Genomic DNA, 13,227 nt, shown 5'->3' on the forward strand with positions numbered 1-13,227 from the left:
TCAGTTTCACTGCTTCCTGAGGGTGCGGTAGGTGGCGACCAGGGCGGCGGTCGACGGGTCGAGGCCGGGGACCTCGGCGCCTTCCGTCAGCGCGGGTTCGACGCGCTTGGCGAGGATCTTGCCGAGCTCTACGCCCCACTGGTCGAAGGAATCGATGTTCCAGATCGCGCCCTGGACGAACACCTTGTGCTCGTAGAGCGCGACCAACTGGCCGAGGACGGACGGCGTCAGCTCGGGGGCCAGGATCGTGGTCGTGGGGCGGTTGCCGCGGAACGTCTTGTGCGGCACTAGTTCCTCGGGCACGCCCTCCGCCCGTACCTCGTCCGGCGTCTTCCCGAAAGCCAGCGCCTGCGTCTGCGCGAAGAAGTTGGCCATCAGCAGGTCGTGCTGGGCCCTGAGCGCGGGGCTCAGCTCGTCCACCGGGTTGATGAGGCCGATGAAGTCGGCGGGGATCAACTTCGTGCCCTGATGGATGAGTTGGTAGTAGGCGTGCTGCCCGTTGGTGCCGGGTGTGCCCCATACGACCGGTCCGGTCTGCCAGTCCACCGGATGGCCGTCGCGGCCTGTGGACTTGCCGTTGGACTCCATGTCCAGCTGCTGCAGATACGCCGTGAACCTCGACAGGTAGTGCGAGTACGGCAGCACCGCGTGCGACTGCGCTTCGAAGAAGTTGCCGTACCAGATACCCAACAGCCCCATCAGCAAAGGCGCGTTGGACTCGGCGGGCGCGGTGCGGAAGTGCTCGTCGACGATCCGGAAACCCTCCAGCATCTCGCGGAACCGGTCCGGGCCGATCGCGATCATCAGCGACAGACCGATCGCAGAGTCGAACGAGTACCGCCCGCCGACCCAGTCCCAGAACGCGAACATGTTGGCCGTGTCGATACCGAAGTCCGCGACCTTCTCCGCGTTCGTGGACAACGCCACGAAGTGCGCCGCGACGGCGTCCGGGCCGGCCTTCAGCTCGGTCAGCAGCCAGTCCCGCGCCGACGTCGCGTTCGTGATCGTCTCGATGGTGGTGAAGGTCTTCGAAGCGATGATGAACAGCGTCTCGGCCGCGTCCAGGTCCCGTACCGCCTCGTGCAGATCCGCGCCGTCCACATTGGAGACGAAGCGGACCGCCAGCTCACGGTCGGTGAACGAGCGCAGCGCCTCGTACGCCATCGCGGGGCCCAGGTCCGAGCCGCCGATGCCGATGTTGACCACGGTGCGGATCCGCCTGCCGGTGTGGCCCCTCCACTCGCCGGAGCGGACCTTCTCGGCGAAGGCGCTCATCTTGTCGAGCACGGTGTGCACCGCCGGTACGACGTTCTCGCCGTCGACCTCGACGACCGCGTCCCGCGCTGCGCGCAGCGCGGTGTGCAGCACGGCGCGGTCCTCGGTCGTGTTGATCTTCTCGCCGCGGAACATGGCGTCGCGCAACCCGAACACATCGGTGGCGGTGGCGAGTTCCTGGAGCAGGGCGAGCGTCTCGTCGGTGATCAGGTGCTTGGAGTAGTCGATGCGCAGATCGCCGGCGCGCACGGTGTAGCGCTCCGCGCGCCCGGGGTCCGTGGCGAACAGGTCGCGCAGCTGAGGGTGGAGCATGCTGTCCGCGCGGTGGTCCTCCAGCGCTGTCCACTCGGGGCGGCGGATGAGCCTGGGCGTGTCAGGCACGGCTGGTTCCTTCCTTGCCGTCGGGGCGCAGGGCGACGGCGTACATCTCGTCCGCGTCGAGGCGGCGCAGCTCCTCGGCGATCAGCTCGGAGGTGCTGCGGACCTTCAACGCGAGGGTGCGCGGGGGCTGGCCTGGCAGGGAGAGGGTGGCCAGCGGGCCCTCGGGGCGGTCGATCAGGATCTCGCCGTTCTCCGTGCCGAGCCGTACGGCCGTCACGACCGGTCCGGCGGTGACGACACGCTCGACCGGCACCCCGAGCCGGGTGCCCAGCCAGCGGGCCAGCAGCTCGGCGCTCGGGTTCTCGGCCTCACTCTCGACGGCGGCCGAGATCACCTGCGCACGCGCCTGGTCGAGAGCCGCGGCCAGTATCGAGCGCCACGGTGTCAGCCGGGTCCAGGCGAGGTCGGTGTCGCCGGGCGTGTACGAGGCGACGCGGACCTCCAGCGCGCGGAGGGGCTGCTCCACGGCGTACATATCGGTGATCCTGCGCTGGGCCAACGCCCCCAGCGGGTCCTTGGCGGGGAACTCGGGCGCGTCCACCGGCCACCAGACGACGACGGGCGCGTCCGGCAGCAGCAGAGGGAGGACCACCGAGTCGGCGTGGTCCCCGACCTCCCCGTACAGCCGGAGCACCACCGTCTCGCCGGTGCCCGCGTCCGCGCCGACCCGGACCTCGGCGTCGAGGCGCGAGTTCGTCCGGTCACGGGGCGAACGGGAGACGCGCCTGATGACGACGAGCGTGCGCGAGGGGTGCTCGTGCGAGGCCTCCTCGGCCGCCTTGATCGAGTCGTACGCGTTCTCCTCGTCCGTCACGATGACCATCGTCAGAACCATGCCCACGGCGGGTGTGCCGATGGCGCGGCGGCCCTCCACCAGGGACTTGTTGATCTTGCTTGCCGTGGTGTCGGTCAGGTCGATCTTCATGGCCTGCGCCAGCTCCGTCCGTCTCGTGCGAGCATCTCGTCGGCTTCCCCGGGTCCCCAGCTGCCCGAGGCGTACTGCGCGGGCCTGCCGTGGGAGTCCCAGTGGTCCTCGACCGGGTCGAGGATCCTCCAGGACTCCTCCACTTCCCTGTGGCGCGGGAAGAGGTTGGCGTCACCGAGCAGCACATCCAGGATGAGGCGTTCGTACGCCTCGGGGCTGGACTCGGTGAAGGACTCGCCGTAAGCGAAGTCCATCGTGACGTCCCGGATCTCCATCGACGTACCCGGCACCTTCGATCCGAAGCGCACCGTCATGCCCTCGTCGGGCTGGACGCGGATGACGATCGCGTTCGCGCCCAGCTCCTCGGTGGCGGTCGAGTCGAAGGGGGAGTGCGGGGCGCGCTGGAAGACGACGGCGATCTCGGTGACGCGGCGGCCGAGGCGCTTTCCGGTCCTGAGGTAGAAGGGGACACCGGCCCAGCGGCGGTTGTCGACCTCCAGCTTGACCGCCGCGTAGGTGTCGGTCGTGGAGGCGGGGTCGATGCCGTCCTCCTGGAGGTAGCCGCGCACCTGCTTCCCGCCCTGCCAGCCCTCGGCGTACTGCCCGCGGACGGTGTGCCGGCCCAGGTCGTCCGGGACCCTGACGGCCTTGAGGACCTTCAGCTTCTCGGCCAGCAGGGACTCGGCGTCGAAGGCGGCGGGCTCCTCCATCGCGGTCAGGGCCATCAGCTGGAGCAGGTGGTTCTGGATGACGTCCCGGGCCGAGCCGATTCCGTCGTAGTACCCGGCCCGGCCGCCGATGCCGATGTCCTCGGCCATGGTGATCTGCACATGGTCGACGTACGACCGGTTCCAGATGGGTTCGTACATCTGGTTGGCGAAGCGCAGCGCCAGGATGTTCTGAACGGTCTCCTTGCCGAGGTAGTGGTCGATGCGGAACACCTGGTCCGGGTCGAACACCTCGTGCACGATCGCGTTGAGCTCGCGCGCGCTCGCCAGGTCGTGGCCGAACGGCTTCTCGATGACGGCGCGCCGCCACGAGCCCTCCGGAGCGTCCGCGAGCCCGTGCCTCTTCAACTGCTGGACGACCTTCGGGAAGAACTTCGGCGGTACGGAGAGGTAGAAGGCGTAGTTGCCGCTGGTGCCCCGGGAGGCGTCCAACTCCTTGACGGACGCGCGCAGTTGCTCGAACGCGGCGTCGTCGTCGAAGTCACCCGGGATGAACCGCATGCCCTCGGCGAGCTGCTGCCAGACCTCCTCGCGGAAATCCGTACGGGCGTGCTCGCGCACCGCGTCGTGCACCACCTGCGCGAAATCCTGGTCCTCCCACTCGCGGCGTGCGAACCCGAGGAGCGAGAAGCCCGGCGGGAGCAGGCCGCGGTTGGCGAGGTCGTAGACGGCCGGCATCAGCTTCTTGCGGGCCAGGTCGCCGGTGACGCCGAAGATCACGAGCCCGGAGGGGCCGGCGATCCGGGGGAGACGGCGGTCGCGGGGATCGCGCAGGGGGTTGGTCCAGTCGCCGGCCGGGGTATCCGCCGCCGTCGGCGCGACCGGCGCTTCGGCGGCGACACCCGCGGCGGGCGCCCTCTCCGCCGTGAGCGCTTCGACCAGTGCCTCGACAGACGTGTCGCTCTTGCTCATTCCGCCACGACTCCCTTGCCGCTCAGCGACGCCGCGACGGCGTCCAGCAGATCGCCCCACGCGGCCTCGAACTTGGCGACGCCCTCGTCCTCCAGCTGCCGCACGACCTCGTCGTAGGCGATGCCGAGCCGTTCGACGGCGTTCAGGTCGGCACGCGCCTGGGCGTAGCCGCCGGTCACCGTGTCGCCGCGGATCTCGCCGTGGTCGGCGGTGGCGGTCAGCGTGGCTTCCGGCATGGTGTTGACCGTGCCGGGAGCGACCAGCTCGTCGACGTACAGCGTGTCCTTGTACGCCGGGTCCTTGACGCCCGTCGAGGCCCAGAGGGGACGCTGGCGGTGGGCGCCGGACGGGGCGAGGGTGGTCCAGCGGTCGGAGGACTGTGTCGAATTGTCGGCATAGCCGAACACGTCCTCGTACGCCTCATAGGCCAGGCGGGCGTTGGCGAGCGCCGCCCTGCCCCTCAGCGCGAGAGCCTCGTCCGATCCGAGCTTCGCGAGCCGCTTGTCGACCTCGCTGTCGACGCGGGACACGAAGAAGGAGGCGACGGAGTGGATGGCGGAGAGATCGAGGCCCGCGGCCCGCGCCTTCTCCAGACCGGCCAGGTAGGCGTCCATGACCTCGCGGTAGCGCTCCAGCGAGAAGATCAGCGTGACGTTGACGCTGATGCCGAGACCGATGACCTCGGTGATCGCGGGGAGACCCGCCTCGGTCGCCGGGATCTTGATCATCACATTGGGCCGGTCCACCAGCCAGGCGAGCTGCTTGGCCTCGGCGACCGTGGCCGCGGTCCGGTGCGCGAGGCGGGGGTCGACCTCGATGGAGACGCGGCCGTCGCGGCCGCCGGTCGCGTCGTACACGGGCCGCAGGATGTCGGCGGCGGCGCGGACATCGGCGGTCGTCATCATCCGGACGGCCTCGTCGACCGTCACGCCGCGTACGGCGAGTTCGGCGAGCTGCTCCTCGTAGCCCTCGCCGGAGCCGATCGCGGACTGGAAGATCGACGGGTTGGTGGTGACACCCACCACGTGCCGCTTCTCGATCAGTTCGGCGAGGTTGCCGGACGTGATCCGCGTGCGCGACAGATCGTCCAGCCAGATGGAAACGCCTTCGTCGGAAAGGGACTTGAGGGGCTCTACGGGTTCGGACATCTCAGTCACAGTGATCATCTTCTTTCTGGCGATCGGGTCAACCACGCGCGGCGGCGAGTGATTCCCGGGCGGCGGAGGCGACGTTCTCGGCGGTGAAGCCGTATTCGGTGAACAGGGTCCTTGCGTCGGCGGAGGCGCCGAAGTGCTCCAGCGAGACGATGCGTCCGGCGTCACCGACGTACCGGTACCAGGTCAGACCGATTCCGGCCTCGACGGCCACACGGGCCTTCACGGCCGGCGGCAGCACGCTCGCCCGGTACTCCGTGGACTGCTCCTCGAACCACTCCACGGACGGCATCGACACCACTCGGGTGCCCACTCCCTCTTCCTCCAGCCGCTCGCGTGCCGCGACGGCGAGCCCTACCTCGGAACCGGTGGCGATGAGGATGACGTCCGGGGTCTCGGTGGAGGAGTCCCGCAGGACGTAACCACCCCTCGCCGCCTCGGGGTTGGCCTCGTACGTCGGCACGCCCTGACGCGTGAGCGCAAGGCCGTGCGGGGCCGGTGCGGTGGCGTGCCGCCGCAGGATCTCGGCCCAGGCGATCGCCGTCTCGTTGGCGTCGGCGGGACGGACGATGTTCAGACCCGGGATGGCACGCAGCGAGGCGAGGTGCTCGACGGGCTGGTGGGTGGGGCCGTCCTCGCCCAGGCCGATGGAGTCATGGGTCCAGACGTACGTCACCGGGAGCTGCATCAGCGCGGACAGGCGTACCGCGTTGCGCATGTAGTCCGAGAACACCAGGAAGGTGCCGCCGTAGATACGGGTGTTGCCGTGCAGCGCGATGCCGTTCATCTCCGCGGCCATGGCGTGCTCTCGGATGCCGAAGTGGATGGTTCGGCCGTAAGGGTCGGCCTCCGGCAGGGGGTTGTCCTTCGGCAGGAACGAACTCGCCTTGTCGATGGTCGTGTTGTTGGAACCCGCGAGGTCGGCGGAGCCGCCCCACAGCTCGGGGATCACCCCGCCCAGCGCCTGGAGGACCTTCCCGGACGCGGCACGCGTGGCGACGGACGTCCCCGCCTCGAACACCGGCAGGGCCCGCTCCCAGCCCTCGGGCAGCTGACCGGCCACGACGCGGTCGAAGAGCTGGGCGCGCTCCGGGTGGGCGCCGCGCCACTTGTCGAGCCGCTTGTCCCAGGCGGCGTGCGCTTCGGCGCCGCGGTCGAGGGCCTCACGGGTGTGGTTCAGGACCTCGCCCGCGACCTCGAAGGTCTTCTCCGGGTCGAATCCCAGCAGCCGCTTGGTGGCCGCGACCTCGTCCGCGCCGAGCGCCGAGCCGTGCGCGGCCTCGGTGTTCTGCGCGTTCGGCGCGGGCCAGGCGATGATCGTGCGCATCGCGATGATCGAGGGGCGCTCGGTCTCGGCCCGCGCCGCCTCGAGCGCCGCGTACAGCGCGTGGACGTCGACATCACCGCCCAGCACCGGCTCGACCCGCTGGACGTGCCAGCCGTACGCCTCGTAACGCTTCAGGACGTCCTCGGAGAACGCGGTCTGCGTGTCGCCCTCGATGGAGATGTGGTTGTCGTCGTAGACGAAGACGAGGTTGCCGAGCTTCTGGTGGCCCGCGAGGGACGAGGCCTCGGCGGAGATGCCCTCCTGCAGGTCGCCGTCGGAGACGATCGCCCAGACGGTGTGGTCGAAGGGGGACTCGCCCTCCGGGGCGTCGGGGTCGAACAGGCCGCGCTCGTAGCGGGCGGCCATCGCCATGCCCACGGCGTTGGCGACGCCCTGGCCGAGAGGGCCGGTCGTGGTCTCGACGCCTGCGGTGTGTCCGTACTCGGGATGGCCGGGTGTCTTCGAGCCGTGCGTACGGAACGCCTTCAGATCGTCCAGTTCCAGCTCGTACCCGGAGAGGTAGAGCTGTGTGTAGAGGGTCAGCGAGGTGTGGCCGGGGGAGAGGACGAAGCGGTCGCGGCCGGTCCATTCGGGGTCCGCCGGGTCGTGCCGCATCACCTTCTGAAAGAGGGTGTACGCGACCGGGGCGAGGCTCATCGCGGTACCGGGGTGGCCGTTGCCGACCTTCTGCACGGCGTCGGCCGCCAGCAGGCGGGCCGTGTCGACGGCACGCCGGTCGAGGTCGGTCCGCTCGAGGTCGTCGTGTGAGTGCGTACTCATCTTCAAGAGGTCCTCAGTGAGGGAGAAATGGGAGGCCGAACGACTTCAAAACTAAAAGTCAGACCTTTAACGCGGAAGGTGGGCCTGTGTCAGGCTTCGGTGAAAGTGGGACACGGAGCGCAGGGCCGAGCCGCCGCGAGAGGGACATGGCAGACAGATCCATGCAAGACGGGGACGGGATCAAGACCTTCCCCTTTCCCGTCGACCAGAGCCTCTCCGGCGTCGGTATGCAGGTCGGCCCGATGGGCCCCGGCCACACCTGGCACGCGGACGCGCCCCTGGAACGCGTGCACCGCATCGACTTCCACGTCGTGATGCTGTTCAGTGGCGGCCCGGTGACCCATATGATCGACTTCGCCGCGTACGAGGTCTCGGCCGGCGACCTGCTGTGGATCCGCCCCGGCCAGGTCCACCGCTTCTCCCGGACGGCCGGGTATCGCGGGACGGTGCTGACCATGCAGCCGGGCTTCCTCCCGCGCGCGACCGTGGAGGCCACGGGCCTCTACCGCTACGACCTGCCACCGCTGCTGCGACCGGAACCGGACGAGCTGACCGCGCTCCACCACTCGTTGGCACAGCTGGAACGCGAGTACGTCGACACGACGACGCTGCCGCCGGGCGTGCACACCGCGGTGCTGCAGCACTCCCTGACCGCGTTCCTGCTCCGGCTGGCCGACCTCGCGGCGCGCTCCGCGCGGCCTGCGCTCGACCAGGCCGACACCACCTTCACGCGTTTCCGGGAGGCGGTCGAGAACGGCTTCGCCACCAATCACAGCGTCAGCGCGTACGCCGATGCCCTCGGCTACTCCCGCCGCACCCTGGTCCGCGCGGTGCGCGCCGCGACGGGCGAGACGCCGAAGGGCTTCATCGACAAGCGGGTCGTCCTGGAGGCCAAGCGTCTGCTCGCCCACACGGACATGGCCATCGGACGCGTCGGCGCGGCCGTCGGCTTCCCCGACGCCGCGAACTTCTCCAAGTTCTTCCACCAGCACACCGACTCGACCCCGGCGGCGTTCCGGGCGGAGTTGCATTGAGAGGGGCGAGCCGGCCGGCCCGCCCCTCTCGCTGGGCTTGGTCGAACTCCTCGGTCAGCGGCCGAAGTTGAACCAGTTCACGTTCACGAATTCCGCCGGCTGGCCGCTGGTGAAGGTCAGGTAGACGTCGTGTGTTCCGGTGACGTCGCGGATGTTCGCCGGGACCGTCTTCCAGCTCTGCCAGCCTCCGGTGTTGGCCAGCGAGAAACTGCCGATCGGGGCGCTGGTGCGGCTGTCCAGGCGGACCTCGACCAGGCCGCTGACGCCGGAGGGGGCACCGCTGGCGACGCGGGCGTAGAACTGCTTGGCGGGTGTAGAGCCGAAGTTGACGCCCTTGTAGAGGGCCCAGTCGCCGCCTGCGAGGGAGCCGATGTTCTGGCCGCCGCCGGAGTCGGTGGTCGTCTCCGTGCTCACGCCGCTCTGGCCGTCGTGCGACTCGGCCTGGATCGCGCTGTACGCGTCACGGTTGCCGGTCGGGGGAGGTGTGGTGCCGCCCCCGCCGGCCTGCAGCACCTGGACGTAGTCGACGACGAGCGGGTGGCCGGGCACTGTGGCGCTGTCCGGGCCACCGCCGTACGCGGCAGGGAAGGCGCCGCCCATCGCCACGTTCAGGATGATGAAGAAGCCGTGGTTGGTGGCGTTGGCCCAGGTCGTCGCGTCGACCTGGTTCGCTCGTACGGTGTGGTAGTTGGTGCCGTCGACGTAGAAGCGGATCTCCTCAGGGCTCGTCGACCGGTCCCACTCCATGCTGTACGTGTGGAAGCCCGCCTGACAGGTCGTGCCGGGGCAGGATGTGGAGCCGCCGAGGCCGGTCGTCTCGTTACAGGGACCTCCCGGGTTGGTGCCGCAGTGCATGGTGGCCCACACGGTGTTGACGCCCTGGACGTTCTCCAGGATGTCCAGTTCGCCGACGCTCGGCCAGTTCTGGTAGTTGCCGCGGTAGGGCGCGCCCAGCATCCAGAAGGCCGGCCAGTAGCCCCGGGCGGCGGCGCCCGTCACGTTCGGCATCTGGATCCGGGACTGGACACGCAGTTTGCCTCCGGCGGGCGGCTGGAAGTCGGTGCGGTTGGTTTCGATGCGGCCTGACGTCCAGTTGCCGGAGGCGTCGCGCCGCGGGGTGATCCGGAGGTTCCCGGAGCCGTCCAGCGCCACGTTGTTGGTACTGGAGGTCATCGTCTCGACTTCGCCGGTACCCCAGTTGGCGGGGCCGCCGGGATAGCCGGTGCCGGTCGCGTACTGCCAGTTCGAGGTGTTGACGCCGGTGCCCGCGGCGCCGTTGAAGTCGTCGACGAAGACCTGGGTCCAGCCGGCCGGCGGCGCGGGCGCGTCCGCCTGGGCGGCCGGCGCCCCGGCCGCCGCCAGGCTCAGGACGCTGGCGAGGGCGATGAGCGTACGCCGAAACGGACCGTGTCTACCGCGTCTGACTTGTGTGCCGGAAGTTTCCCTCATGGGTGCCTCTTCGGGTACGGGATGGAGGTGCGCGGGTGTTTGTGAGAGCGCTCTCATCACAGCTGCGCGGCCAATGTGCTCTTCGGTACTCCGGTCGTCAAGAGGTAAAGCAGCGAAAGCCCCCCGAGGAATGGGGAGTTCACACTGTGAAGGAGGGACGCCCCGTTCGACCACGGTCCGGTTCGACCATGGTCCGGGGTCTGTTCCATCACGTATCGGACAAGGGGTGTGCCCGGGGTCGGCGGCTGGGGGAGTCTGCCGGAGTGGCGAGACGCGGGGGATGTCTGATCAATGGTTGCCTGACCATGCTGGTGCTCTCCCTGGTGGTGGTCGTTGGCGTGATGGCGTGGATCGGGACGAGCGGCTGGCGTTACGGCAACCAGGCGCGGGACGATCTGAAAGAGAGCGTGGACCGGACGCGGGCCGCCCTGGCGCGGGCGGCCGCCGATGGCGTCCTGCTCGGTACCGAAATCGACCGGGCGGTGGTGGGGTACGCGAAGCCGCACCCCGAGGTCCGGCGTCAGGCCCGGACCGTCACGGTCACCGTGCGGCTGTCGGCTTTCGTGGGTGCCGGGTTCGTCGGCAGCGGGGACGCCGACGGGTGCTACCGGTTCGAGGCCGTCCCCTCTGCCGGTTCGCCTTCCGTCTCCGTACGCGAAGTGCCCGCGCGGTCCTGCCTCGACCGTTCGCCCTGGCCGTACCGGAAGCCGACGGAGGTCGCCGACGACGTGATCGTGGAACTGCGGGCCGCGGTGGCCCGTGGCGGGGTCGAGGGCGCGGGCACCGCGCAGGTGTGGAAGACCTCGGGCATCAGGATCCAGGACACCGAGACCGCGAGCGGCCGGCTGACCACGCTTGCGTGGCTGGATGGCGGCACCGGACCTGGGGGCAAGGACTGCTATGAGTTCCGGGTGACCACGTTCTCCGTCACCGCCAAGCAGCTGAAGCCGGACGGCTGTTACCGCTTCCAGCGCGAGCGCGACGCCCAGGCGGGAAACGCCCGCCGGGCCGAACTCGAAGCGGGCGCCGAGAAGATCGAACGACAGATGGAGGACGCGATGGCCGACGGACGGTTGACCGATGCCGAGATGCAGTTGGCCCTGGCCCTCCCGAAGCCCGACGGGATGGGCGGCGAGACGATCGACGCCTCGGTTGACCGGCTGGAAAGTGTGGAGCGCTCGCCCACCGAGGTGACCGCGGTCGCCCGGGTGGAGACTGTCGGAGCCATGTGGTGCTACGAGTTCCGCGCGCATCTCCCGACGGAGGCCGTCACGCGCCACTACCTGGAGCAGGGCTGCTCGTTCTAGCCACGACTCCCACCACGAGGCCAGTCACGACGAAGGCCCCCATTCCGGACAAGTTCTCTAGCCGAATATCTGCTGGCCCCTCCGCCGTCGCCGCACCGCCAGCAACGATTCCAGCGAGTACGTCGGCGCCCCCGACAGCAGCAGCGGCAGCCAGGACATCAGATAGGCAAGGTCATTGCTGTAGTAGTAGTGCTCGGTCTCCCAGCTGACCGTCAGCCAGAAGGTGAGCGAGATCAGCCCCCCGCCGAATGCGGCCAGCCGGGGCCACAGGCCCAGCAACGTCCCCGCTCCCACGGCGATCTCGCCCGCCGCGATGGCATAGCCGAAACCCTCCGGGCTCTTCAGCGCGAGGTCGATGAGCCAGGGCACGGCCGCCGTCTGGTGCACGCTCTCCAGCAGCGAGGCGAGCGAGCCGTCACCGCTGCCGGCGAGGAAAGCGGAGTCGGTGAGCTTGTCCAAACCGGCGTAGACGAAGGTGATGCCGAGGAAGAGCCGTAGCGGCAGCAGCGCGTGACGCCCGGCCGAGGTCCTGTTCCCCCCACCGACCCGGGCATCGCCGAAGCCGTCGATGGCCTTGGGGCCGCCGCCCTCGCCGCCCATCCGCTCCGCCAGGGACATCCGTCCACCTGCCTCTCCGCAAGTGCGTTCGGGGTATGTGCGGAGGTGATCCTTCCCCTTCGTCCGCGGCTCAAGGCGAGCATGGTGCGAACTGTGCGGGGAAATTACGTGCGTCCTAAGTGATCGAATCCAAGGGGTAACCAGGCCCGGGTCGGTGGCGAGGGGGTCGCGAGGGTGTCCAACTCTTTCTCCACACACCGACGTTGGACTGATGGACACCCTCGTCCCATGCACTCGGCTCATCCCTTGGAATCGATCACCTAGCCGGCCGCCTGGAGAACCTGGACGTAGTCGACCACGAGCGGGTGGCCGGGTTCCGTGCCGCTGTCCGGGCCGCCGCCGTGCGCGTTCGGGAAGGCGCCGCCCATCGCGACGTTCAGGATGATGAAGAAGCCGTGGTCGGTGGCGTTGGCCCAAGTCGTCGCGTCGACCTGGTTCTCCCGCACCGTATGGAAGTTGGAGTCGTCGACGTAGAAGCGGATCTCTTCCGTGCCGGTCGACCTGTCCCACTCCACGGCGTACGTGTGGAATCCGGCCGTGCATGCCGTGCCGGGACACGGGGCGGATCCGCCGATGCCGGTGTTCTCGTTGCAAGGGCCGCCCGGGGCGGTGCCGCAGTGCATCGTGGCAAACACCGTGTTCTGGCCCTGGGTGTTCTCCATGATGTCCAACTCGCCGACGCTCGGCCAGTTCTGATAGTTGCCGCGGTAGGGCTCGCCCAGCATCCAGAACGCGGGCCAGTAGCCCTTGGCGGCGGCGCCGGTGACGTTCGGCACCTGGATCCGGCCCTCGACGCGCAGCTTGCCTCCGGCGGGCGGCTCGAAGTCGGTGCGGTTGGTTTCGATGCGGCCCGAGGTCCAGTTCCCGGAGGTGTCGCGGCGTGGCGTGATGCGCAGGTTTCCGTTGCCGTCGAGGGCGACGTTGTCCGTGCTGTCGGTCATCGTCTCGATCTCGCCCGTGCCCCAGTTGGCGGGCCCGCCCGGGTAGCCGGTGCCCGTCGCGTACTGCCAGTGGCCGGTGTCGACGCCGGAGCCCGCGGAGCCGTTGAAGTCGTCGACGAACACTTCTGTCCAGCCCGTCGGGGGAGGGGGCGGCGACGCGTTGGCGGGCAGGGTGACGGCCGCGGCGGCGCCCGCGGCCAGGCCCAGTGTGCTCAGGACGGCGATGAGCACACGCCGACGAGGTTTGCGTTTGCTGTGAGTTCCGCTCATGGGTGCCTCTTCAGTGAGGGTGGGGGGAGGTGCGGGTGCGCTGAGAGCGCTCTCAATTCAGCTGCGCCGGACAATGTGCTCTCTGTGGCGCCAGTCGTCAAGAGATAAAGCCGAGAAAGTGCTTGC

The 13,227-nt window shown here is 69.3% G+C and carries 9 protein-coding genes and 1 pseudogene; 2 read left to right on the top strand and 8 right to left on the bottom strand.

Going from position 1 to position 13,227, the window contains the following annotated elements:
* Positions 1-6: 6 nt before the first annotated feature.
* The 5 genes from pgi to tkt are packed head-to-tail and all read right to left on the bottom strand — an operon-like array spanning position 7 to position 7,482.
* On the bottom strand, positions 7-1,656 hold the full coding sequence (gene pgi / locus FE633_RS18830) for a glucose-6-phosphate isomerase (RefSeq protein ID WP_138046334.1): 1,650 nt from the start codon (positions 1,654-1,656) through the stop codon (positions 7-9).
* Entirely contained in the window at positions 1,649-2,581 is a 933-nt protein-coding gene (gene opcA / locus FE633_RS18835) for a glucose-6-phosphate dehydrogenase assembly protein OpcA (RefSeq protein ID WP_138046335.1), read from the bottom strand. Before opcA ends, pgi begins: the two co-directional genes overlap by 8 nt.
* Positions 2,578-4,221, bottom strand: coding sequence for a glucose-6-phosphate dehydrogenase (gene zwf / locus FE633_RS18840; RefSeq protein ID WP_246113700.1), 1,644 nt, complete (start codon positions 4,219-4,221; stop codon positions 2,578-2,580). The genes opcA and zwf overlap by 4 nt, the downstream gene beginning before the upstream one ends.
* Positions 4,218-5,387: a transaldolase gene (tal, locus tag FE633_RS18845; protein WP_138046336.1), complete on the bottom strand. Its 1,170-nt coding sequence runs from the start codon at positions 5,385-5,387 to the stop codon at positions 4,218-4,220. The genes zwf and tal overlap by 4 nt, the downstream gene beginning before the upstream one ends.
* A 19-nt stretch (positions 5,388-5,406) precedes the next feature.
* Entirely contained in the window at positions 5,407-7,482 is a 2,076-nt protein-coding gene (gene tkt, locus FE633_RS18850) for a transketolase (protein WP_138046337.1), read from the bottom strand.
* 146 nt (positions 7,483-7,628) lie between these two features.
* On the opposite strand from tkt, the gene FE633_RS18855 reads away from it, so the two are divergent.
* Complete coding sequence (locus tag FE633_RS18855) at positions 7,629-8,516, top strand: helix-turn-helix domain-containing protein (RefSeq protein ID WP_138046338.1); 888 nt, start codon at positions 7,629-7,631, stop codon at positions 8,514-8,516.
* 54 nt (positions 8,517-8,570) lie between these two features.
* Here FE633_RS18855 and FE633_RS18860 read toward each other — a convergent pair whose 3' ends face one another.
* On the bottom strand, positions 8,571-9,965 hold the full coding sequence (locus FE633_RS18860; RefSeq protein ID WP_138046339.1) for a glycoside hydrolase family 16 protein: 1,395 nt from the start codon (positions 9,963-9,965) through the stop codon (positions 8,571-8,573).
* A gap of 305 nt (positions 9,966-10,270) precedes the next feature.
* Here FE633_RS18860 and FE633_RS18865 point away from each other — a divergent pair, with 305 nt between their 5' ends.
* Positions 10,271-11,272 carry a hypothetical protein gene (locus tag FE633_RS18865; protein ID WP_138046340.1) on the top strand — a complete coding sequence of 334 codons (1,002 nt, stop codon included), beginning with the start codon at positions 10,271-10,273 and terminating at the stop codon, positions 11,270-11,272.
* A 57-nt stretch (positions 11,273-11,329) separates the two neighbouring features.
* Here FE633_RS18865 and FE633_RS18870 read toward each other — a convergent pair whose 3' ends face one another.
* Entirely contained in the window at positions 11,330-11,890 is a 561-nt protein-coding gene (locus FE633_RS18870) for a DoxX family protein (RefSeq protein ID WP_246113701.1), read from the bottom strand.
* Positions 11,891-12,153: 263 nt separating this feature from the next.
* Positions 12,154-13,101, bottom strand: a pseudogene (locus FE633_RS18875) (glycoside hydrolase family 16 protein); the annotation flags it as partial.
* Positions 13,102-13,227 lie beyond the last annotated feature (126 nt).

It is taken from the genome of Streptomyces montanus (genome assembly GCF_005786655.1).
Lineage (GTDB): Bacteria > Actinomycetota > Actinomycetes > Streptomycetales > Streptomycetaceae > Streptomyces > Streptomyces sporangiiformans.

Bases quoted from the DNA above. Each gene is read 5' to 3' on its own strand.
- opcA (WP_138046335.1), bottom strand. From the start codon at position 2,581: ATGAAGATCGACCTGACCGACACCACGGCAAGCAAGATCAACAAGTCC.
- zwf (WP_246113700.1), bottom strand. From the start codon at position 4,221: ATGAGCAAGAGCGACACGTCTGTCGAGGCACTGGTCGAAGCGCTCACG.
- tal (WP_138046336.1), bottom strand. From the start codon at position 5,387: ATGATCACTGTGACTGAGATGTCCGAACCCGTAGAGCCCCTCAAGTCC.
- tkt (WP_138046337.1), bottom strand. From the start codon at position 7,482: ATGAGTACGCACTCACACGACGACCTCGAGCGGACCGACCTCGACCGG.
- FE633_RS18855 (WP_138046338.1), top strand. From the start codon at position 7,629: ATGGCAGACAGATCCATGCAAGACGGGGACGGGATCAAGACCTTCCCC.
- FE633_RS18860 (WP_138046339.1), bottom strand. From the start codon at position 9,965: ATGAGGGAAACTTCCGGCACACAAGTCAGACGCGGTAGACACGGTCCG.
- FE633_RS18865 (WP_138046340.1), top strand. From the start codon at position 10,271: ATGCTGGTGCTCTCCCTGGTGGTGGTCGTTGGCGTGATGGCGTGGATC.
- FE633_RS18870 (WP_246113701.1), bottom strand. From the start codon at position 11,890: ATGTCCCTGGCGGAGCGGATGGGCGGCGAGGGCGGCGGCCCCAAGGCC.